A 19,828-nucleotide genomic window follows, 5' to 3' on the forward strand; every position below is an offset into this window, starting at 1 on the left:
GCGGTGATGCAGCGTTGAGTGTACTCACCGGCTCCGACAGATGGACCGCCCGCACGGGCACGTACGGGTTCCGGCGCGCGCCGCCTGCCGCGCTGTCAGGAGTGGGTGCCCCACCAGGTATAGAGCTGGTCGAGGGAGGAAGGGCCCTGTGCACCTGATTCGACGACGTTAAGAAGTAATTGCGCGTCGCTGGTCCACACGACCACAGCCTGGCCTGCCTGAATGCCGCAGAACAGCGTTCCTGCCACGGTGTCCGGGGCGGCGTTGCGTCGCCACGGACCGGGGGACTGAATGTTTCCGGGGCAGGTAACCTGCTCGAATTTGCCGATGGTCTCGGTGAAGGCTCGGGTGAGGGTCCGCTTGTCGGCGTAAAGCGTGTACGTCGCTTTCACCGGACCGCCGGGATCGGTGTTGCGTCCACAGGTGACCGTGGCATCGGCCGCAGCCTCGTCCGGCGAGCAGCTGCTCTCCGAATATCCTTTGGGCAGCGCAGCATTGAGTCGCTTGAGGGTTTCGGCGTCGAGCTTGGCTTGAGTACTCATGGGGGCGCTCGGCTGGCCGGTGTCGGTGTCGGATCGCGCGACGCTCCAGACCGCGAGCACGACGAGGATCAGGGCGGCGAGCACAGCGGCGCCGATCGCCAGTGCCCTCGCCGACGGTGTGCGCCTGCCGCGATTGACCGGGATGACCGGCGGCGGCGTGCCGTTCCACGGCAGCGCCGGCCGCTCGGGGGCTGAGTGCGGGGGGCGTGCGCCGTGCGGCCATGTCGAAGTCTGTACGGGCGGCCCTCCGAAGCGAGGTGGCCGCGCGGGAGGGGCTGCAGCGGGCCCGAACGGCATGCTGGGCGACGGTGGTGCCGACGGAGGGCCGCTGGGCCGCCGCTGCGCTCTCGCGATAGCCCCGGTCTCGGCGACGGACGCGTCGGAGGGACGTGCCGTTGCCTCTGTTGGGAGGGGTCCGGTGATCTCTCCGTCGCCGGGAGCGGGCGCCGCCGGTATAGCCGCGCTCAGCGCACCGGTAGCGCTGGGGACGGGATCGAGCGGTTCCCTGTGACCGTTGGCGACCGGTTCTGCCGCTACCGGCGTGAGAGGACCCGACTGCGCGGGTTCCTGGTGTTCCGGCTGTACTGCCGCGGGCGGCGCTACCGGCGTCTGATCGGATCTAACCGCGATGTCGCTGCTGAACGGACTGTCCTCAGCCCGGTGATCGAGCTCGATGAAGATCGTCCGTTCGACATCGATGTCCGGGCCGCTGTCGGCACGCGGCGGTGCCGTCGCGGCGCCGAGGTCCTCGGGCTCGGCCGGGGCGGCGTCGAGGTCCTCGGTGGGAAACACCGGCGGCGGGGCGGCGAGCTGACCGCCGTGGCCGCCCGTCTCGACGGGGGCCGTCCGTTCGACGTCGAGGTCCTCGGGAATCGGTGACGGCGGCGGCGCGGCGAGCTGATCGCCGCGGGCGGTGGTCTCCTCGTCATCGGGCAGGTCGTCGATGTCCGGGCCGCTGTCGGTGCCCGGCGGTGCCGTCGCGTCGACGAGGTTCTCGGGCTCGGCCGGGGCGGCGAGATCCTCGGTGGTCGCCGCCGCCAGTGGCGGGGTGGTGAGCTGATCGGCCGTCTCGACGGGGGTCGTCCGTTCGACGTCGAGGTCCTCGGGAATCGGTGACGGCGGCGGCGCGGCGAGCTGATCGCCGTGGGCGGTGGCCTCCTGGTCGTCGGGGAGGTCGTCGATGTCGACGGCCGCGACGGGCTGGAGTTTGGTGAAGTCGACAACCTGGTCGTCGTGGTAGCTGAGATCCAAGACGTAGGCGATGTCGACGGGGAATCGCTGCATGCCGTAGTGCGGGGCGTCGCCTGGGCGGCTGGGGCGCATCACGATGTCGCGCACCCACAGGAAGGGTCCGGCGTCGTCGGCGCCGAGGTGTTCCGCCGGCAGGGCCGTCGCGTTGTCGCTCGGGTTGAGGCGGTGCATGACCTGCTCGTCGAGGCGCGCCGAGAAGTACGCCTGGCCGTCGGGGCCCGTCCGGATCTCGACGGTCTCTGCGCTGAGCGGGAGCTGGCGTCGTAGCTCTTCAGGGCCTTCGCGGAGGCTGCTGATCACAAACCGTGACACAGGGCAGTACCTCCCTTCACCGACACGGGCGCGAACTCGGCCGCCGCGGGGACGGCAGCGATGTCGTCGTGGCCGTCGAGGGTGAGGTGGCGCTGGTCGGCAAGCAGGAGGTCGACCCATTCGACGCCGAGGCGTTCGGTGCGGATCTCGACGTTGCTCACCGTGCTGCCGTAGTCGGGCAGGTAGTCGCCTTCTTGGAGGTCGTGCACCACGATGACCTCGGTCGGCGCCGCGGGCGGTGCGCTGGGCACCGGCGGACGGTCGGTTCCGCGAGCGGTCATCGGCGGTGATCTCCCCTCGGTCTTCTCGTGAGCACCGGTCCCGGCGCTGCTGAGGTCCTGGTCCTCGCGTGGTCGCTGGTGGCGCGTGGTGTCTAGGTTAGCTGCGGGTTTGGCCGCTTCAGCGTCTCGACAACCCCCGATTTCCGTGGTGCTGGGCGGGGGCTGTCGCGTGCCGTTCACCCCGCCAGCGCGTCGGTCGCGTCAGTGGGATGGTCGTAGAGGTCGGCGAGGTACTGGAGGGTCGCGGCACTCCATGGCCGGTTGGCCGCTGTGCCCAGGACCGCCGCTGCGACGGGTGGTACGACGACATCGGCGAGTTGGTGGAAGCGGGCGGTGCGGCTTCCCTGCCAGGGATAGTCACGTGGGAACCCCTGCAGGTATCCGGCTTCGGCTTCGGTCAGTCGTTCACCGGTACTCTCCCGTGTCCACGAGCGCGCCTTCTCGGTTAGGCACCATCCGACCTTGTTGGCGGCGAACAGATTCCCTCCCGTGGCGCGTCTGTTGCCGCGTGTCCGGACCATCTCGCCGTCCGGCCATCCCAGCACTTGGCCCATCGTGCGTTCGGGCCAGTGGACAGTCGCCGGATAGTGGTCTCGGAGCCCGGTCGGCTCGTATCGGTTGGCCACGAGGAACACTCGTTTGCGGCGCATCGGCATGCCGAATTGGGCGGAGTCGACGGTGAAGACGTTCACGCCGGCGAAGTCCTCCATGAGTTCCGCTGCGATGTCCTCGAACATCATCGTCGTGGCGTCCGTGGCGACCTGTTCCAAGGCGAGCCACTCGAGGTTGGGCAGCCCGAGGGCGAAGCGAATGGTCTGCGCAGCCAGCGCTGTTCGTGGGTCGCTGGCGTCGGTGAGTTCTTCTGCGATGTCTTCCCAGGGGCAGTCGCAGTCCACGCTGCCGGCATGGGTGATGGCGTCGAGGATGATCTGGAGATCCTCGGTACCGCTGCGAAGCCCTGCCGGCGAGAACGTCGGGCAGGGGCTTGAGCAGATGAATCCGGTGGTGTTCGGGTAGTGGGCTGGGTTGATGTCGAGGATGTCGACCAGGACGCGTCGGTGGCCCGCGGCGGTGGCCGCGGCCGCGGCGGCGGCGTTGATCTCGACGCCGAGGATCTCGGAGGGGTCGATGCCGATGATGGCGGCGCCGACATCCCATCCGCCTGGGCCGGCGAACGCGTCGAGGATCGTCGGGGACGGCGGGTGCTGCTCGAACGCGGGTGTGCTCATTAAGCCCTCCTGGGCGTGGGGACCGCACTCGCGAGCGTCGGCCGTGTTCTGGTTGTTCGAATGTGATCCTATCGGAGCGGTGCGACAGGCGGCTTTCGTCAGCGTCGTTGGCGCCGGACAACTTTCGTATCCCAGATGCCCGTGCCGGGCAGCCGAAGTGTGCGGCGCACGGTGCCGTCGGCCGCTCGGCTGAAGCGCAGGGGGCCTGCTCCGGCGCTGACTGACAGGCCTCGCTGCGTCAGGGTGAAGCGGAAGGGGCCCAGGGTCTTGGTCTTGCGGAACTGCACGATGGTCCTCCGGGTTGCGTGTGGGTGTCGTGGTGGTAGTACCGGCCGCGGAGCTGATTTCCGTCACGCTCGGGCGCATGCTGCCCTCGGCGCACCCGTGGCCTGCGGCTACGACAGGTCCCCGGCCACGCCCGTCCGGGGCCGCAGCGTTAGGCCGTGCTGTCGCCGGCCGCGAGCAGGTCGGGGTTGATGCGAAGCTCGCCACGTCCGGTGGCCAGGCCCAGGGAGCGCAGCCGGGATACGGCGTTGCGGAAGCCGCCGCCGGCGGAGCTGTAGTCCGTGGCTTCCGCGATCTCGGCGATGGGAACGTCGCGGTGGGCGTTGATCGCCAAGTACTGCAAGATCAGGCGGGGCGCCTTGTCGAGCTGCTGGGCCCACCAGGCGATGAGCCCAGGCCCTGGCGGGGGCAGAGGCTCCCAGCTGCCGAGCGCGTGCCGGCCGGCGTCGGTGATGCGGATGTCGCCGCGGCCTTCGATCAGACCGCTGCTGCGCAGTGTCGACAGGGCGTTGCGGTAGCCACCGCCCTTGTGGCTGCGGCCGGTCAGCAAGGCGACCTGGTTGGTGGTCCGCTGGCCGTGCTGAGCGAGCACGGTGAGGATCTGGCGGTGGGCCAGACCGAGGCGCCCGTCACCGGTCCCCTCCCCCGCCGTTGCGGCGACGGGGGACTTCGAGTCCGGAGGGCCAGGTGGAGGCTTGCGGTTCGGGGACGTGGCGGGTGCGCTGGTCATGGCGGGGTGTCTTGCGGCGAGGGCGCGTTCGACGGTGGTCGCCGCGGCGATGATCTGTTCGCCGACGTCGCGCAGGCGGGTCACTGCTTCGGTCAGTGCCTGCATGTCCTCGCCCGAGAGCACCGGTACTTCGACGCGCTGCACCTGGGCGACGCGCGCCTGCTCGGCGGCCAGCTGTCGGCGTAAGCGGTCGATCTCGGCCTGGGCCTGCTGGTCTCTCGCGCCGGGGGGCGCCTGCTGGTCCTCGGTGGTGTCGTCGAGCTGTCGGCGCAGGCCGTCGACGTCGACCGGAGCCCACGTGATGGCGGTGTGCCGGCGCGCTCCCGCTTTCGGGGTGGAGCTGGAGTCGAAGGTCCGGCGGCGGCGCACACTGATGCGTTGGGTGACCCCGAGCCACTCGGGTGACCAGACCCAGGCTTGCCCCACCGGCAGTGACGGAAGGGACTGCCGGACTTCGCGCGCTTGGCCTTCCTCGGCGTGCTGGGCGACCCATTCGCTGATGGTGTTGACGTCCTGCGGCGCGGTCACTCCGAGTGCGATCAACGAATCGATCTGCGAAAGAACGGTTTTGTGCAGGGCAGCAGCGCGTTGGGTGCACAACGTCACCCCGAGCCCGCGAACGCGGCCGCGGCGCACGATGTCCTCTGTTGCTCCGAGTAGCCGCTCGATGCCCGCTGGGGCCCGCTGCGGTGCGAATTCGTCAGCCTCGTCGATGATGAGGTGCAGCGGTTCACGGTTGCGCCAGTACAGGGTTTCGAGGAAGTCGGCGGCGAAGGCGCGGCGCTCGGCTTTGCGCATCAGGGACAGATCGAGGACGGCGGGGAAGCGCTGTTGGGCGATCAGTTCGGCGATGGCCGCGCCTTGGTCGGGGCGCAGCGCGATGTCGGCGTGGTCTCCGCCCAGGATGACGACGGGATAACCGGCCTCGCGTCCGTCGGCGGAGGACCGCAGGCCGTGCCAGACTCCGGTGGGGTCGATAACGCAGATCAGGCAGCCGGCGTCCATCAGTTCTTCGGCGAGCACCGAGGCGGTGTAGGTCTTTCCGCGGCCCTTCTTGCCGAGGATGGCGTAGGTGGCGGTTACGGCGTCCACGGGCATGGTGAAGTCTGCGGACAGCGCGATCCGCGGCGCGGGCGCGTCGCCCTGCTCGGTGACGTGCATGTTCCTTGTCATCCCCGTTGACCTGCTCTGATGTGGTGTCGTTCGAGTATGCACCCGGCGAGTGCCGATCTGAGGGTGCGCGGGCGGTTGTGATCAGCCCTCATGTCGCCGCGAGCCGTCGCACGCGCCGGGGCGGCGTCGAGTCCGGGGCGTCGGACCCGCTCGGCGTGAACGGCTGAGCAGGCACGACGGCAGGTCCCCGGCGTAGGGTCGAGCACCGATCAGCGGCGCATCCTCGCCCGCCGAGCAGTCGTCTCGTCGAGGGGTACGAGGACTTCGGCGTTGGGATCGTGCTCGACGGCGACGACGGACTGGATCTCGCGTTCGAGGCCTTGGAAGCCGTCATCGTCGAGTTCGGCCAGACGGTTCTCCAGGTCCAGTTCCTCGGTGTCGCTGTCGACCGGTACCTGCACGCGGGCCGTGTGTTGCGAGATCTCCGTCCACTGGATGAGCACGGTGCGCATTGTCATGTAGGCGTCCCTTCGGAGGTGGGCGACCGGGCCAGCAGGCCGGGCCGTTTGGTGCGTCACGATCTGCGGCGCATTCTAATTGTATTGTGGCGCACTGCCATTTGCTGCTACTCAATACTCGTTGCCGATGCGGCCTGCGGTGCGTAGCAGCGATGCGGCGACACCGCGTTGGTATCCGATACCGGGGGCGGCTTCGAAAGCGTTGTGGACGGTGATGTCGGTCAGGGTCGCGTCGTTGAGCGTGTCCACGGCCTCGGCGAGCACCAGCAGGTAGGCCGTCGGCAGCATGGCGACGATCTCGTCGGGCGGGGTGTGGACGAGTTGGGCGGCGACCTGCGCGGCGGTGATCGAGCCGGGCTGGCCCATCTTGAGGTCGTAGGGCTCCAGGACGGTTGCGGGGTCGATGAGCCCGTGCAGCGCCGAGAGGATGGCGACGCTGGCGGTGCCGCCGCAGACGCGCACCGTGTCGGCTGCTTCGCTGCGGGCGGCTGCCAGCATGAGGGCGAAGTGTCCACTGGTGTAGAGGTTTTCGGCGGCAGCTGGATGGCTCAGTTTGGCTGCGCCACAGGCCACCAGGATCAGCACGTGCCCACTCACCGGAAGTCCTTGGATTCGATGATCGCCTTGGTGACGGCTCTGCACCGGATGGGGATGGCGATGACGGCCAGGTCCCGGCAGCGGATCTTGACCTTGCGGCCGGAGGTGTCCAGTAGCACCCGGACCCAGCCGCCGGGGACGCCGACGACCATCCCGGTGCGCTCGCCTGCGCTGTGCCAGTGCGACTCGGGTCGAAGGGCCACGCGGTCGGCCAGCTGGAAGTCGCCCAGCGAGGTCGCCCAGGTCAACTCGGCGTTGGCCGGGTCTTGGACTGGGGTGTAGTAGCAGTCGTCGATCGGCATCACGGTCTCCCACCGTTCGGGGGTTGGTGACCGGCCTCTCGGGGCCGGCCGTGTAGGTGAGGGGCCACGGCCACTGCGTGCCGCTGCCCGGTGTGGCCGCTCGGCCTCAGGCGGCCAGCGAGGACAGGAGGGCGTAGCTGATGGCGTGGTACTGCTGGGCGTTCATCGGGGCGGGTTCACCCGTGTCCGGGTCGACCCCCATCACAACGGCGTCGCCGTAGATCATCGGCACGGCTTCGGGTTCGAGGTCGCTGACCGCCGGCAGGAGGGCCATGGCGGCCATGTTGGGTTCGGCGTCCGTGATGGTGTCGGCGCAGTACCGGAGTGCGATGTTGTGTCGTAGACCGAGGGTGGCGCTGCGGTGCCGGTTCGTTACGGCGGGCTCGATGTCGATGGTCTGCCACCATCCGTTGGCGCTGATGCGGAGTGCGCGCATGGTTGTCTCCTCCTGGCTGGGCGTGTGATCGTCCGTGTGTTGCGGGGACGTGCCGTCCCCGCTGGTCAGCGGCGCCGTGGGGGTGTGTCCTCGGTGAGGTGCCCTGCGGCGGTGTAGCTCCAGGTGCGGGTGCGGTGGAAGGGCCTGGGCAGGAACAGCACGTGCGCCTGCGCGCTGCGAGGCGCGACGATCCTGGCTTCGTAGTCGCGGCAAATTCCCATGACCCAGCGCTGCGGCTTGGTCTCGGTCATCGTGTCGGGGGTGATGACGCCGGCGGCGAGCCGGTGTTCTGGGGCGCGTCGATGGTGGCGCCGAGCGATATGGGGGCACAGGGTCAGAGCCGCCTCCGCGCAGTCCGGGTGCATCCCAGGATCGAGATACGCCCGCTGCGTCGCTGATTCGGGGCCTCCGAGGAACGCCACCCACCACGCCAGGGGTTGCCCGCAGGAGCCGCACAGTCGCTCACGGGCGCAGCGCAGCACCTGGCTCGCCTGAATGGCCGCGAAATCGACCTCGCCGTCCGGGGTTTCGTTGACGAAGGGGATGGGTAGGCCGCGGCGGCGGTCGTGTGGCCGCGCTGCCAGGGCGGCCGGAAGCGCCGGTTCGGGGCGGTTCATTGCCGGTCCCCCTCACACCGAGGTGCGTCGTCGGCGTCGTCGAGCCACCAGTCGCCTTCCTCCTCGGCGTACTGGCGGTCAGCGCAGTTGCCGCACGCTCCGTTCCATCCTTCGCCGTCGTCCAGCGAGGCTGTGCAGCCTTCCTCGTACGGGTCGCAGCAGATGTCGTCGGTGTCGACGTCGACCTCTGCGCTGTCAGCGGTGTCCGTGGCGGTCATCAGTAGATCCCGGCCAGTTGGTCGGCGTAGATGTCGGCGGCGTGTTCGGCCGCGGCCTCGTCCGCGGCGACGGCGGCCGCTTCGTCGGCCAATGTCTCCAGCCAGCCGGTCACGTCGTCGATCCGGGCGGCCAGGGCACGGTCGTGAGTGGTATTCGCGGCGGCCTGCGCGTGGAGGTCGTGCAGAACGGTGCGGGCTTGGTCCGCGGTGAGCATTTCGAGGGGAATGTCCTCGCCGTCAACGCAATACATCGGTGGTGCCACCCTTCGGGGCTCTGTGACCGGGCCCGCGGGCCTGGCCGGTTGGTGTGCGCTCTCGGTGTGAGTCGCTGCCATCAGTGTATCGCGACGCTCCGACATCTTCCGGTGGCGGGCTGGGCGGTCGGTTCCGGTAGGGGTCTTTGGCATCCACGCCGGAGAAGTACCGCCGCCGCGGCCCGATTCCGTCGCCGCGGCACTCAGAATTCTTCGGTCGCGAGCAGCCGGTCCATGACGGTGGCCGCGGCGGCGGCAGCCTCGGAGTCGGCCTGGTGCAGCACGTCGCGGGTCTGCTCGTCGACGAGTAGCGACAGGTGGCTGCGGTGACGGGACAGCATGACGCACAGTCGGCCCGTCGTCAGGGAGAACTCATCGGCGGTGCGTTTACCGGCCATCGGGTGCACGGCGACGACGGCGGGCCGTTCGAGGCCCTGCAGGGCATCGGCGGTCCCGCAGAGCAGCCGTGGGTGATCCGCCAGCATGGCGCGTACCGCCGCGGCCTGCGGCACGTGAGGCACGACGACGGCCAGGTCGTCCTCGGTGACCGGGCGCGCGCCGGCGGCGTCGCAGAGTTGCGCGCCGTCGAGCAGCTCGCGGACCCGCGTCACCGCGGCGGCGATCAGGGCGGTATCGGTGCTGCCGTTGGCGACGGTGATCGCCCGGTGGGTCAGTTCCGGTAGCGGCTGGCCGTCGACGGCGATGTGCTCGGGTAGGCGTCGTGAGGTGAAGGGCAGCTCGGGGTAGAACGCGGATTGCACGAGATGGGTGGTGTCGGGTCCCAGCCGCCAGGTGTAGGGCAGTGCGACGGTGTTGACGATCTCGGGGTGGGCGGCGGCGAGCGCGTGTGGGGCGGGGACGTGCGGGCCGGTGGGCGAGTTGGCCCACCGCGTGACGTCACCGGTGACCACGGGGTCGATCTGGCCGGGGTCTCCGACGCAGACCACCTGCGCCGCCATCGATCCGAGCGCGCCGAGGTCGGCGTAGGTGCACTGGTACGCCTCATCGACGATCAGAATGTCGGCCTTGGTTTTTGAGGGCTCGGAGAACAGCCACCGCGCTTTGGTGGCGACGCGGACGGCCCCTCCGCTGTTGGGCCACATCTTGGTCGACCCGTCGAGGACGGGACATCCGTGGGCGTCAGGCTTGACAGTGCCTCGGCCCCAGAGCAATCCGATCTTCGGATGCTCACATACGTCCGACAGCCGCCGGGCGATGTCGACGGCCTGTGCGCGGGTTTGGGCGGCGATACCGACCCGCAGGCCGGCGCGGTGTGACAGCGCCGCGGCCAGCAGGACCGTGAGGCGGGTCTTGCCGGCTCCCGGCGGGCTGGGAACGTTGACGACGAGATCTCCGCTCCACACCGACATGAGCACTTGGGCGCTGATCGGGTCGTTGAGCAGTTCCATTCCCGGCCAGGTGACCGCCTTGGGCTTGGGTTTGGCCGCCGGTGCGGCGACGGGTGCCGGCGGTGAGGTCGCGCCGTCGTGCTCGGTGACGGTGTTGCGCGGCTTGAGGATCCGCATGGTGTTACTCCGTTTCTGCTGCGGCACAGAGGACATCGAGAGGCACGTCGCGGCGGCGTAGGCCGGGGGTTTTACCCGAGGCGATCCACGAGTCGGCGCGGAACTGCAACCGGCGGTACTTGGATCGGCCCATGCTCACGGTGCGCGGATTGGGCGGCGCGGGCATCAGAGAGACCCACTGCCCGGTCGTTGGGCGGTGTGCTGCGGCCACCCGTGCGACGGTGAGCAGCAGGGCACCCTTGTGCGCCGTTGCTTCGTGTACGTCGCCGTAGAAGTGGGTGGACCGGTCGTAGGAGTCCAGCCCGCCGGCCCAGCCCAGAACAGCTGCTCCGCTGCGTAGCCGGGCGTCGAGTCGGCGGCAGCGCACGGTGAAGGTGGCCTTGGTCGTCGCGACGACTTCACCGCCGGTCACGTGGCCCGTGTGCACGGCGCGGTGTCGCCAGAGCCGATCCGACAGCAGCGCCGCCTCCCAAAGGTCTGCGGTGTCGCACCGGGCGCGCAGCCCCATGGCCGCGACCGGTGGCGGTTCCGGTGCAGTCCAGCTGTAGCCCTTGTCGAACCGCGCGCACGCCTGGGTGAAGCTGTAGGCGTCGTCCTCCCGGATCGGGGTCAACGCGTCCAGAGGTACCCCGGCTCCGACGCGCTGAGCCCATTGCGGCAGACCGGGTACGGCTAGCGCGGATCGCCAATGAGCCGTGTGGCGTTCGGCGTCGGGTGGCGCTGCGGTGATGAACCTCTGACGAGAGTGGGCCAGCAGGTTGACGACCGCGTTGGTGCCCGGATAGCCCGCTCGGTCGATCCACCATCCGATGACCGCCGAGGCAGCACGGATGCTCGGGTCGCCGTCTTTGTGGTGGCTGCGCGCGATGGACGCGAGCGCGGCCAGGGTGGCCCCATCCGGCATGACGAGCTGCGCGGGCGGCTGCGCGGGGTCCATCTGTGTCCCGGCGCGCGCCAGAGCGCGCAGCACTGCACCCCCCGTGCAGGTGGTGGGCGTTCCGGCCGGCGGTGTGAGAGTGGCTCGGATGACGCCCTTCTCGGTGATGTGGGCTTCGACGAACACCGCCGCGGGGGTCAGCGTGAAGAGTGCCTGGGCGACCCGCAGGACGGGCTTGCCCGCTTTCTCGGCGGCGAGCCGTTGCGCGAGGTCGTAGAACTCGACGGTCACTGCGCCGCCACCTTCGCTGCGCGGCACGCCAGCTCCCATCCGTGCTGCAACGCGTGCACCGCTGATCCCTCGTCGTCATCGGACGGGATGGCGTACGCGTCGGTCTCGGTCAGGCCCGTGCCGGCCAACACCTGGTGGGCGTAAGCGTGCAGTGCGCCGCCGGGATGGTCGCTGTTCTCAGCCATGGTGGGTACCGCCTATCGAGGCTCGGTGACCGGGCTCGCAAGCCTGGCCGTCTCTGGGCAACCCGTGGGGGTCGCGCTACATGAGAACTGTAGCGCGACCTACCGACACGTGGACCACCACCGTCAAGAGCCAGCGCCGCTCGGCACCCTGGCCGTCAGCGCGAACCCCGGTGTGCGAGAAGCGGCGTGCTCGTTCCCGACGATGACGCACACCAGCTTCGACCGGGGCGGGTGATCGGGCCACGGAGTGTCGCCATCGGAGATGACGATGGTGACGTGAGGTGGCGGCCTCAGGGCGTCAGCGGCGGCGATCCCGACCCGCATGTCGGTTCCCCCGCCCCCGGTCAACACGGCGCTGTCCACCCGGCTGATCCGCTGCGGGGTTCCGTTGGCGGCGTCGCAGGTGAGCAGGGTGACGCGATCGCCGCTGATACCCGTCGACTTGAGCACGCCCCGGATCTCCGCCATACCGGCGAGCAGATCGGCGGTGGTCATGGACGCCGAGGTGTCCAGCACGATGGCGACCCGCACCTTGGGTCCGCGCATGGACGGCAGGATCAGGCCGGGGCTCTGCCGGCGGGACGGCCGCGTGTAGGTGAACTGCACCCGGCCAGCCGCCTCGACGACGGCCTGCCGCGTCACGGACCGCAGCACCCGTTGCCAGGGCACCTTGGGCGGGCTGAGCACGCCGTTGGCCCACCGTTGCAAACCGGCGGGCACGGTCCCGCGGCCCTTCCCGGCGGCCTCGCGCACCGCCTCGGCGATCTGCCGGCGGATCAGTCCGCCGGTCGCCTCGTCGACGCCGGTCTGCCCGTCGACGGCGTGGGCCGGTGCCAACTCCCCCGGAACCGGTGCGAGTCCCGCCCCGGATCCGCATCCCGGCTCCCCGTCCTCAGCGGGGCCGCTGCCACCTCCGCCGCCGGGGTCGTCGTCGACCACATGCGCGTAGTAGTCCTCGGCCATGCCGTGGTCGTCACACCCGATGGCCTTCGGTGTGACCACCCCGTCGGGCAGCTCCACACCCGCGTCGAGCAGGTCGTCGTTGATCTCGGCGTCGGCGGCGAGGTTCCATGCGTCATGGCTGTACGGCTGCGGCAGCGCCGTGGCCCGCTCAGCGTGCACGCGCAGCACGTGGTTGAGTTCGTGGCACAGCACTCCGCCGGATTCGCGCACCGGCCACGCGTTCTCCCCCACCAACAGTTCGGGGTCGAGATACACGCGCCACCAACGGTCTACCGCCCACGTACCCAAGCCGGGCAGTGCTACGGGAATGAGGCTGAACAGCCCGGCGGCGTAGTAGGGCATCTGCTGAAACGCCACCAGCCGCACCACTCGGAACGCCTCGCGTTCCTCAGCGGTCAGAGCGCGAGCCTCGGTGCCGGTCGCGAGGCTCATGCCGCGTCCTCGCTCAGCAGCCCGGCGCTCTTGAGCAGCGCTTCGAACTTGCGCATCTCGACCGGGATCTTCGCGTTCGGCGGGCGGAAGCTGGCCAGGGTGCGCGCCGCGGCCGCGGCGAAGTCCTTCACACCGGCATCCGCGGCTGCACCGAGTGGCTTCCACGCCTTGCGGAACGCCTCGACGGTGCCGCGTTCAGCGGCCAGGGTCACCACGCCGTTCAGGACAGCCCACACGCGATCGGGCCGCTCATGCGCCCAGTCGACCAGCGAGGGGTCGGCGGTCACGGCCTCGGGGTCCGGTAGGTCGGCGTGCTGCAACCACTGCACGAATTCCATGCCGGCCCCTTCGCCGACCAATCCCATTGCCAGGGTTTGGATCGCGGGCTGGTCGTCGGCGCGTACGTAGGCCAGTGCACGGGCGAGCATGTCCCAGCTGCGCTCCGAGGGGTAGGCGCGGCCGCGTTCCTCCGGGGATTCCGGGAACTTGTCGAGCAGGTCGGGACGATGATGGATGAAGCCCATTACCGCCGATACCGTCGCGGAGACGCGTTCGGTGCTGGCGACCACCGCGCGCGACACCGGCAGGGTGCGCCACCGGGTGCTCATGCCGTGCAGCCAGTCATCGACGGTCGGCTCATAGCTGATGTGGCAGAACCGGTTTGCCATCGGCGGCGCGAGATCGTAGCCGCCCGCCGCCATATCGGGTGGGTTCGCGCCGGCGACGACGCGAACGTCCTCGGGGAGCTTGAGGTCACCGACGACGCGATCGAGGACGACCGTCAGCATCGGCCCCTGGACGCTTTCGGGCACGGTGGTCAGCTCGTCGAGGAACACGATGCCCGCGCCCGCCTCGACGAGCCGCTTGGCCCACGCGGGGGCCTCCCGCTGTACGCCGTTGCCGTTGGGGTCGAGATAGGGCAGTCCACCGATCTCGGCGGGTTCGTACTGCGAGCCCAGGACGACCTCGCACGGGATGGTCTGGGCGGCAGCGAGCCCGCGAATCAGGCTCGACTTGCCCTTTCCGGGGCGGCTCAGCAGTAGCGCCGGGACCTTCGCCATGCCGCACGCGTCGATCACGGTGACGGTGGTGTTCATATCAGCCATTGCATTGACCCTTCGGTTGGTGACCGCCCCCGCGGGGATGGCCGTTTGTGGTGCAGGACATTGGTTTTGTCCTGCGGAATGATTCTATCGGTGGGCACCGACACGCAAACCCCGACCGGTTACGGGATCAACGTGTAGCCCGCCTCGGCCAGCGCGTCGGCCAGGGTGTTGCCCCAGCCGCTGCCGGGCAGCTCCTCGGCGTCTAACCCGCGATGGAGGTCCTCCCCGGTGACACCCCACAGGAACGTCTCGACGCCGTACTCGGCACCGCCGGAGGCGGCGATGCGCGGGGCGCGGTCCAGCGTGGAGGCGACGACGGTGCCGTACCCGCGCAGCGGCGGATCCAGGACGTACAGACCGGCGTCGCCGAACCACTCGACCACCCGTTGGCCGTCGTGGACGACGCCGGCGGCCGGGCCGACGAAGCGCGCAGATCCCATGGCATCGTTCATTGTCATCGCCCCTTCGGGGTTGGGTGGCGCCACCCTCGGGTGGGGCCGATTAGGCTATCGCACTGGGCGATTCGTGTTGCAGATGATTCTACCGGCGGGTACCGACAAGCCGGTCGTGTGTCACGGCCAGGGGTCGTCATACGACCACCGCTCGCCCGCAGCGAGGGGGTCGAAGTCGAGCGGCGGGGTCTCCGGGTAGCGGGCGCGGATCTCAGCCATCCTCGGGGCCGTGCGCTCGTAGTAGGCGTTCCAGTGATGGTCGCAGCGGGTGTAGCACTCCCCGCTTCCCGACAGCGCGGCGCGGGGGATGGCATCTCCCTGGCAGCCGCGAGGGCCATCCAGGCAGTCCGAAGCGGTGCCGTAAGTGGTGTTCACGTCGGTCATGGTGTGTGCCCCTCCGTCGGTGACCGATCCCCGCAGAGACGGCCGATTCATAGTTCCAGCAATCGCTTTCGCGCTGTACGGGGAGATGCTATCGGGCACCACCGACAACCACGGTTCCGCGGTCATCGCCCCGACCCGACAGCACCCTTTCACGGTGAGGCGGACGACGGGATCAAGGCGGCCGGAGAAAATTCGCGCCGGTCTGCCTCAGGAGCGCCGATAGGTGGACTCGAGTTCGAGCGGTTCCCCGGTTCGTGCGGCGGTGCGGATCTTGGCCAGGGCCGCGTCGGTGATGCCGGTGTCGCGGTCGGCGGGGTCGACGTCGAGGCTGCCCAGGATGGCGTACAGCTCGTCGTCGGCCAGATCGCCGGCGCGGTGCAGGGAGATGGCGCCTATGAGGGCTTCGAGCATGACGCGCTCCTCGGGCGCGTACTTGGAGAACTCGGCCCCAGCCCACGCCATGGGCTCGTCATCGGCGCGCTTGAGCCGGTTGAGCGCGCCGTCGACGTCGCCGCGGAAGCGGCGCAGCACGGCGACGTCCTCCTCACTGAGTGCGGTGCCCGCCAGTTCGGCATCGGCATCGGCCAGCCAGCGTTCCAGCATCGCGTAGACGCCTCGGCGGTCGGCGAAGGCCAGTGCTCGCCAGAACGTTCGGAACGCGCCCATGTACCGCTTGTCCTGCGGGTGGCGCGGGACGAGGTGGGAGCGGATCACGACATCGCCGTGCTTGGACTTGGCGACCTTGCCCACCCAGGCCGGTGTGAGGCGACCCTCGGGGAACTCCACCGGCGTTGCCGGCGGGAACCAGGGTTGCGCCGGCGTGTACACGCGGCTGTCGGTCATGATCAGGACTCCTTCGGTATGGGTGGGTCGGGCCGGCGCTGCCGGCTTTCGCTTTGCGGTTGATGGGTGCTAGCTGCGGCGATGCCGCGTCCCCCCGTGTGGGGGCGTTGGCTTTCGGTCATAGCAGCCCCTGAGGGCTCAGGTGCAGCCCGAGGATGATGCCCGTCAGCAGGGACAGGACCATGAGGGCGGTCGCCAGCGCAGTGGCCGCATGCGGCCAGTGCCGCGGGTGGGCGGGGTGAGGAGCGATGCGGCTCCAGAACTCCAGTGCGGCCCGAAGGGACTCGGGGTTCGGCGAGGACTCGCGCATCGCCGTCTGCACCCACTGCCAGCGCACTCCGTAGGACAGCATCAGCGCGGCGATCTGGGCGCGGAGAACGTCGATGTCGGCGAAGCAGGCAGTGGTGGAAGCGCCGTTGGGAGGCTGGAGAAGTTCGGCGATGACGGGGCCGGGCAGGCCGACGCGGCTCGCCATCTCGTCCTCTGTGAGCTGCATGTGGTGGTTCCCATCGGGGTTGTGAGACTGGGTACGCATACCCGGCCGGTTGCTGTTGTGGGGCGCGGCCACGGGGGCCTCGTTGTCGTTCAACTGTACTGGGCAGGACGAACTGTGCTGCCGGGTGTTCGTCAGGTCAGGGTGTCGGGCTTCTTGACGGTTTCCAGATGTGCGCACACCTGGTCGAGGGTGGTCGTGCTCAGCCCCGCCCAGCGGGCCGACCCGCCGTCTCCGAAGTCGACCCAGATCGTGCCGGCCGGTTCCGGCAGCGGTGGCTCCGGAGGGATCACTGCGGCGTCGGTGGGCGCGGATCGTGTGTGTGTTGTGTCCATGGGGCACATCCTCTTTCGGTAGATGACCTGACACGCGTGTCGGGCCGGATTGTGGAACTGGTGACGGTGATGAGTCTAGTCGTGGGGGCCGACAAGTCGTCGGCCCGTCAGTCGCGGATGCTCAACGTGGTGATCGACTGCACCGTGTAGGTGCGAGTGATGTTGCCGTCCCAGCCGATCAGAATCGTCTGCGCGATCCGCACACCGAGAATCTCCTTCTGTGTCTCGATGTCACCTGTGGCGAAGGCCTCGATGAAGTCGTCGGCGTCAACACCATCGAGCGTCACCTCGCCGGTCAGGTGCTTGCCGACGTCGAGAGTCTCGGGCTCACCCTCGGTGCGCTGCCCGTGCTGCAGGTCCCCGGTGACGTCGAAGTCGACGACGATGGTTTCCGAGGTGTGGATGGGACCGCCGGAGTTCCGCCACCGGCGCGCCTGGTGTGAGCTGATCTTCGCCTTGGACGCGAACTGCTTCAGTCCGCCAGCACGGTCGATGGCGGCCTGGCGGTCGAGGCGCTGTTGGTCTGCACCCTGCGGGGTTCTCCCCTTCGACGCGTTGCGAGTCACGGTGCTCGCCGCCGGCCGCTTCCCGGTCTCGCGTTCGAGACGCTTGCGCATCTCATCGGTGCCGCGACGGCGCGCCTCGGCCCGCCTCTTGGCTTCCGAGACTCCCTGCCAGCGTTGCGTGTTGCTGAGTTCGCGGAACTTTCGTTCAACGAGCGCGCGCACCGACGCGCCGAAGCCCTTGCCGCCGGTTGACGACGGCTGTCCCGCTTGGCTGCTGCTCGGCGGCGGGGTGGCCGCAGGCGCCAAGGAGGACGGCGGCGTGGGGGGCGGCGTCTGCGGGGAGGTGGCAAAGCGGCCCTTCTTCACTGGCCCGCACCCTCGGTTGCGGTACCCGCCTTGTCGGCGCTAGTCCACTTGACGCGGTATTTGCCGTTGGCAGTGGACTTCTCGTCGAGGATCTGCGGATCGGTCCCGGCGGGCAGCCGGTAGATCCACGCGTCGAGTTCGGCGGCGATCGGGTAGAGCCCGTGTTGGGTGGCGATGCCGGCGGCGTAGCGCATGGCGCGGAACCGGGTGTCGGCGCGGATCGCGGCGTACCAGGCGGGTTGCTGGTGCTCGCTGTGAAAGGGCGGCCACTTACCGCTGCCCATACGCCCCAGGTAGGTCGTGTAGATGGCCTTGATCATCTGCTGGTAGTCGAGCCGTTCGGCGTCGCGGGCTTCCTGGAGCTTGCCGCGCAGGGCGTCGGCCCATCCACGGAGCAGCCGGGACTGCTCGGGCCAGACCCATGCGGTGTCGATGTCGAGTTCCTCGACGCCCAGCCCGGCCCCGCCGGATTCCACCGGCGCTGTGAGGTGCTGGATGCTGCGGGTGGTGACCCACAAGGTGGTGGGCTCCTTCCAGTGCATGCTGGGGTGCGGCAGCGGCAGTTTGGTGGTCAGCCCGTCCATCTGTTCGGCTGGCGGGAGGTGCAGCCGCCACAGACCGAACGGGGGGCGTTGTTGGTTGAAGACGTCGACCTTGATCTGTTGCAGCTCCTTGGGCTTGCCGAAGCCGAGTTCGACCTGCCCTGCGGAGGCGAGGTAGGCCGCGCGCTGGTCCACCTGCACGTCCACGGCGTCCTCTCGGCCTCGATGCGGACGGTTATCCCACTTCACCGGCAGCGTGGGCTCCAGATCGGCGCCGGCTTCGACGCTGACTTCGGTGGGAAGGGGGCAGACTTCGATTGCCTTGGTACGGCCCGATTGCCGCTTGCGGTCGAGCAGCTGCGCGCCGACGTTGGCCCACCGCGAGGACGGCACGAGGCCGGCGTCCCCGATACCGGCGAGCCATGCGATGCGGTCGGCGAGGAGCTTGACGGCCTCAGCCTCGTCCTCGGGCAGTTCGGTGGGTGTCCCCTCCTTCCCCGCGACGCCCATGTCACCCGGTTGTTGCGGTGGCGGGTCCAGGTACAGCAGCGGAACCAGCACGATTTGCGCTTTGCGTGTCGTACCGTCGTGGTCCTCGAATCGGCATGTGAACCAGCCGGATTGGCTCCACGTGACTTCGCAGTGGAACGTCTTGGCCACCAGGCCGGCGAGATCATCGGGCGGCAGGTTGTCCATGGGAACGCCGAGCCCGATGAGTGCTTCGTAGGTGAACCACACCTGCGGCTGTTCTTTCGGCTTGGGGCCCCAGTTCCAGACCAGGAACTTGTGCAGCGCGTCTCCTGCGGGCATGGGGCCGGCGACGACCGCGCCGGAGGGCTTGACGATGCCTCGGCTGGTGACGATCGCGACGCGGCCGTCGGCGACGATCGGGACGTCGGTCCACTGCCGGGTCTTCGGCGCCCAGGGGGACGTGCCGTCGTCGCTGGTCTCGGTCTGTTTCTCACCCGCGCTCTCGGTGTCGGCGGCGGTGTCGAGAATCCGCTCCTCGTAGTCGCGGACGGTCGATTCGAACCATCCTCGCCAGAAACCGGCCTCGCGGGCACTGTCACCGATCGTCATGTCGGAGGCGGGGAAGTCGGTGGGCAGGGCGCTGCGGCCCAGCCGGGCCACCACCTGTTGGCGGGACAGGCCGGCGAGGTCGGTGGGTGTGCCCTTGGCCTCGATGTACCACTGGAAGATGTCGTGGGTTTCGGCGTCCGCGTCGATGCGGTACGTGCGTCCACCGACTGTCAGCAGATAGCTGACGGGATCATTCGCCTCGGTCATCGCTGCTCCTTCCGGGGCGCCGGAATGTGAACGGAAAGGGCGTCCGGCAGCCGGCCCTTTCTCCAGCGCTGGCGAAGCGATTCAACGGCACTGGCCGTCCGCCCGATCTGCACCGCCGCCTCGGGCACGGTCAGTGCCAGATTCAGCGCGATCTTGGCTTCGTCGACGGTCCACGGCTTCTTGACGTTCTTGGCGCGGCCCGGCACCGCGGTACGCGCCGCGCGCCCTTCGATGTAGCGTCGCCGCTCCTGGCGGCGCCCCTCGGCGAATCCACCGTCGCCGTCGTAGGCGGTGCTCACGCGAAAACCGCCACGCACGCCTGGGGAGCGGTTGCGGGTGGTGATGGCGTGTGCCCCATCGGTGGTTTCCCCTTCCCTGGGTTGCCGTCGCGCAGAGCCTATCAGCCCTCAGGTATAGAAGTCAGTAAGCCTGAGAGGTATTCTTGTGCGCAACGCCGCGCTGGGCGTCGTCGACCATGTTGTCGGAGCCCGCCGCTACAGTGCTCGACGAACGCCGGAACACGTTCTGGCGCTACGAAACGGCTGGCCTTGAGGG

25 protein-coding genes are annotated in these 19,828 nt (G+C 69.2%); all 25 read right to left on the bottom strand.

All coding sequences use genetic code 11. The features are described from left to right. Window positions 1-95 precede the first annotated feature (95 nt). The 25 genes from CSR00_RS02530 to CSR00_RS02650 all read right to left on the bottom strand — a co-directional run bounded on the left by CSR00_RS02530 (window position 96) and on the right by CSR00_RS02650 (window position 19,572). Window positions 96-1,964: a hypothetical protein gene (locus tag CSR00_RS02530; RefSeq protein ID WP_141564228.1), complete on the bottom strand. Its 1,869-nt coding sequence runs from the start codon at window positions 1,962-1,964 to the stop codon at window positions 96-98. Window positions 1,965-2,089: 125 nt separating this feature from the next. Further along, the gene (locus CSR00_RS02535) at window positions 2,090-2,386 is read right to left on the bottom strand and encodes a hypothetical protein (protein WP_099020838.1); all 297 of its coding nucleotides are present in this window, start codon (window positions 2,384-2,386) and stop codon (window positions 2,090-2,092) included. A 176-nt stretch (window positions 2,387-2,562) separates the two neighbouring features. Next, window positions 2,563-3,615: a DNA cytosine methyltransferase gene (locus CSR00_RS02540; protein ID WP_141564229.1), complete on the bottom strand. Its 1,053-nt coding sequence runs from the start codon at window positions 3,613-3,615 to the stop codon at window positions 2,563-2,565. A gap of 98 nt (window positions 3,616-3,713) precedes the next feature. Further along, window positions 3,714-3,902, bottom strand: coding sequence for a DUF4236 domain-containing protein (locus CSR00_RS02545; protein WP_114739608.1), 189 nt, complete (start codon window positions 3,900-3,902; stop codon window positions 3,714-3,716). A gap of 149 nt (window positions 3,903-4,051) precedes the next feature. Continuing rightward, the gene (locus CSR00_RS02550; RefSeq protein WP_141564230.1) at window positions 4,052-5,803 is read right to left on the bottom strand and encodes a helicase HerA domain-containing protein; all 1,752 of its coding nucleotides are present in this window, start codon (window positions 5,801-5,803) and stop codon (window positions 4,052-4,054) included. 209 nt (window positions 5,804-6,012) lie between these two features. After that, window positions 6,013-6,261 (bottom strand): hypothetical protein, encoded by a 249-nt coding sequence (locus CSR00_RS02555; RefSeq protein ID WP_141564231.1) that lies wholly within the window; start codon window positions 6,259-6,261, stop codon window positions 6,013-6,015. Between the two features lie 111 nt (window positions 6,262-6,372). Continuing rightward, window positions 6,373-6,858: a DUF6884 domain-containing protein gene (locus CSR00_RS02560; protein ID WP_141564232.1), complete on the bottom strand. Its 486-nt coding sequence runs from the start codon at window positions 6,856-6,858 to the stop codon at window positions 6,373-6,375. Next, window positions 6,855-7,160, bottom strand: coding sequence for a KOW domain-containing RNA-binding protein (locus CSR00_RS02565; RefSeq protein ID WP_099020843.1), 306 nt, complete (start codon window positions 7,158-7,160; stop codon window positions 6,855-6,857). The genes CSR00_RS02560 and CSR00_RS02565 overlap by 4 nt, the downstream gene beginning before the upstream one ends. 106 nt (window positions 7,161-7,266) lie before the next feature. Continuing rightward, window positions 7,267-7,596: a hypothetical protein gene (locus tag CSR00_RS02570; RefSeq protein WP_099020844.1), complete on the bottom strand. Its 330-nt coding sequence runs from the start codon at window positions 7,594-7,596 to the stop codon at window positions 7,267-7,269. A gap of 65 nt (window positions 7,597-7,661) precedes the next feature. Then, on the bottom strand, window positions 7,662-8,213 hold the full coding sequence (locus tag CSR00_RS02575) for a hypothetical protein (protein ID WP_099020845.1): 552 nt from the start codon (window positions 8,211-8,213) through the stop codon (window positions 7,662-7,664). Next, the gene (locus CSR00_RS02580) at window positions 8,210-8,431 is read right to left on the bottom strand and encodes a hypothetical protein (RefSeq protein WP_099020846.1); all 222 of its coding nucleotides are present in this window, start codon (window positions 8,429-8,431) and stop codon (window positions 8,210-8,212) included. The genes CSR00_RS02575 and CSR00_RS02580 overlap by 4 nt, the downstream gene beginning before the upstream one ends. Then, window positions 8,431-8,682, bottom strand: coding sequence for a hypothetical protein (locus tag CSR00_RS02585; RefSeq protein ID WP_141564233.1), 252 nt, complete (start codon window positions 8,680-8,682; stop codon window positions 8,431-8,433). The genes CSR00_RS02580 and CSR00_RS02585 overlap by 1 nt, the downstream gene beginning before the upstream one ends. A 206-nt stretch (window positions 8,683-8,888) precedes the next feature. After that, the gene (locus CSR00_RS02590) at window positions 8,889-10,211 is read right to left on the bottom strand and encodes an AAA family ATPase (protein WP_099020848.1); all 1,323 of its coding nucleotides are present in this window, start codon (window positions 10,209-10,211) and stop codon (window positions 8,889-8,891) included. A gap of 4 nt (window positions 10,212-10,215) precedes the next feature. Continuing rightward, window positions 10,216-11,379, bottom strand: a complete 1,164-nt coding sequence (locus tag CSR00_RS02595; protein WP_099020849.1) for a hypothetical protein — start codon at window positions 11,377-11,379, stop codon at window positions 10,216-10,218. Beyond that, a complete protein-coding gene (locus tag CSR00_RS02600) occupies window positions 11,376-11,564 on the bottom strand; it encodes a hypothetical protein (protein ID WP_099020850.1) in 189 nt (62 codons plus the stop codon). Before CSR00_RS02600 ends, CSR00_RS02595 begins: the two co-directional genes overlap by 4 nt. A gap of 123 nt (window positions 11,565-11,687) precedes the next feature. Continuing rightward, window positions 11,688-12,959 carry a vWA domain-containing protein gene (locus tag CSR00_RS02605; protein WP_099020851.1) on the bottom strand — a complete coding sequence of 424 codons (1,272 nt, stop codon included), beginning with the start codon at window positions 12,957-12,959 and terminating at the stop codon, window positions 11,688-11,690. Next, window positions 12,956-14,056: an AAA family ATPase gene (locus CSR00_RS02610; RefSeq protein WP_328514682.1), complete on the bottom strand. Its 1,101-nt coding sequence runs from the start codon at window positions 14,054-14,056 to the stop codon at window positions 12,956-12,958. The genes CSR00_RS02605 and CSR00_RS02610 overlap by 4 nt, the downstream gene beginning before the upstream one ends. Before the next feature lie 128 nt (window positions 14,057-14,184). Next, entirely contained in the window at window positions 14,185-14,505 is a 321-nt protein-coding gene (locus CSR00_RS02615; protein ID WP_141564234.1) for a hypothetical protein, read from the bottom strand. 132 nt (window positions 14,506-14,637) lie between these two features. Next, window positions 14,638-14,892, bottom strand: coding sequence for a hypothetical protein (locus CSR00_RS02620; RefSeq protein ID WP_245905793.1), 255 nt, complete (start codon window positions 14,890-14,892; stop codon window positions 14,638-14,640). A gap of 216 nt (window positions 14,893-15,108) precedes the next feature. Then, on the bottom strand, window positions 15,109-15,744 hold the full coding sequence (locus CSR00_RS02625) for a hypothetical protein (protein WP_099020855.1): 636 nt from the start codon (window positions 15,742-15,744) through the stop codon (window positions 15,109-15,111). A gap of 118 nt (window positions 15,745-15,862) precedes the next feature. Then, window positions 15,863-16,240 (bottom strand): hypothetical protein, encoded by a 378-nt coding sequence (locus CSR00_RS02630; RefSeq protein ID WP_099020856.1) that lies wholly within the window; start codon window positions 16,238-16,240, stop codon window positions 15,863-15,865. Window positions 16,241-16,371: 131 nt separating this feature from the next. After that, window positions 16,372-16,572 carry a hypothetical protein gene (locus CSR00_RS02635; RefSeq protein WP_099020857.1) on the bottom strand — a complete coding sequence of 67 codons (201 nt, stop codon included), beginning with the start codon at window positions 16,570-16,572 and terminating at the stop codon, window positions 16,372-16,374. A 107-nt stretch (window positions 16,573-16,679) separates the two neighbouring features. Further along, window positions 16,680-17,444, bottom strand: a complete 765-nt coding sequence (locus CSR00_RS02640; RefSeq protein ID WP_141564235.1) for a hypothetical protein — start codon at window positions 17,442-17,444, stop codon at window positions 16,680-16,682. Continuing rightward, window positions 17,441-19,273 (bottom strand): hypothetical protein, encoded by a 1,833-nt coding sequence (locus CSR00_RS02645; protein ID WP_099020859.1) that lies wholly within the window; start codon window positions 19,271-19,273, stop codon window positions 17,441-17,443. The genes CSR00_RS02640 and CSR00_RS02645 overlap by 4 nt, the downstream gene beginning before the upstream one ends. Continuing rightward, window positions 19,270-19,572, bottom strand: coding sequence for a hypothetical protein (locus tag CSR00_RS02650; protein ID WP_099020860.1), 303 nt, complete (start codon window positions 19,570-19,572; stop codon window positions 19,270-19,272). Before CSR00_RS02650 ends, CSR00_RS02645 begins: the two co-directional genes overlap by 4 nt. Window positions 19,573-19,828: the final 256 nt, after the last annotated feature.

Source organism: Mycolicibacterium palauense, assembly GCF_002592005.1.
GTDB lineage: Bacteria > Actinomycetota > Actinomycetes > Mycobacteriales > Mycobacteriaceae > Mycobacterium > Mycobacterium palauense.

Coding starts and splice junctions, on each gene's coding strand:
- CSR00_RS02530 (WP_141564228.1), bottom strand. CDS start 1,964: ATGCACCGCCTCAACCCGAGCGACAACGCGACGGCCCTGCCGGCGGAA.
- CSR00_RS02535 (WP_099020838.1), bottom strand. CDS start 2,386: ATGACCGCTCGCGGAACCGACCGTCCGCCGGTGCCCAGCGCACCGCCC.
- CSR00_RS02540 (WP_141564229.1), bottom strand. CDS start 3,615: ATGAGCACACCCGCGTTCGAGCAGCACCCGCCGTCCCCGACGATCCTC.
- CSR00_RS02550 (WP_141564230.1), bottom strand. CDS start 5,803: ATGACAAGGAACATGCACGTCACCGAGCAGGGCGACGCGCCCGCGCCG.
- CSR00_RS02555 (WP_141564231.1), bottom strand. CDS start 6,261: ATGACAATGCGCACCGTGCTCATCCAGTGGACGGAGATCTCGCAACAC.
- CSR00_RS02565 (WP_099020843.1), bottom strand. CDS start 7,160: ATGCCGATCGACGACTGCTACTACACCCCAGTCCAAGACCCGGCCAAC.
- CSR00_RS02570 (WP_099020844.1), bottom strand. CDS start 7,596: ATGCGCGCACTCCGCATCAGCGCCAACGGATGGTGGCAGACCATCGAC.
- CSR00_RS02575 (WP_099020845.1), bottom strand. CDS start 8,213: ATGAACCGCCCCGAACCGGCGCTTCCGGCCGCCCTGGCAGCGCGGCCA.
- CSR00_RS02580 (WP_099020846.1), bottom strand. CDS start 8,431: ATGACCGCCACGGACACCGCTGACAGCGCAGAGGTCGACGTCGACACC.
- CSR00_RS02585 (WP_141564233.1), bottom strand. CDS start 8,682: ATGTATTGCGTTGACGGCGAGGACATTCCCCTCGAAATGCTCACCGCG.
- CSR00_RS02590 (WP_099020848.1), bottom strand. CDS start 10,211: ATGCGGATCCTCAAGCCGCGCAACACCGTCACCGAGCACGACGGCGCG.
- CSR00_RS02600 (WP_099020850.1), bottom strand. CDS start 11,564: ATGGCTGAGAACAGCGACCATCCCGGCGGCGCACTGCACGCTTACGCC.
- CSR00_RS02605 (WP_099020851.1), bottom strand. CDS start 12,959: ATGAGCCTCGCGACCGGCACCGAGGCTCGCGCTCTGACCGCTGAGGAA.
- CSR00_RS02610 (WP_328514682.1), bottom strand. CDS start 14,056: ATGAACACCACCGTCACCGTGATCGACGCGTGCGGCATGGCGAAGGTC.
- CSR00_RS02615 (WP_141564234.1), bottom strand. CDS start 14,505: ATGGGATCTGCGCGCTTCGTCGGCCCGGCCGCCGGCGTCGTCCACGAC.
- CSR00_RS02625 (WP_099020855.1), bottom strand. CDS start 15,744: ATGACCGACAGCCGCGTGTACACGCCGGCGCAACCCTGGTTCCCGCCG.
- CSR00_RS02630 (WP_099020856.1), bottom strand. CDS start 16,240: ATGCAGCTCACAGAGGACGAGATGGCGAGCCGCGTCGGCCTGCCCGGC.
- CSR00_RS02635 (WP_099020857.1), bottom strand. CDS start 16,572: ATGGACACAACACACACACGATCCGCGCCCACCGACGCCGCAGTGATC.
- CSR00_RS02645 (WP_099020859.1), bottom strand. CDS start 19,273: ATGACCGAGGCGAATGATCCCGTCAGCTATCTGCTGACAGTCGGTGGA.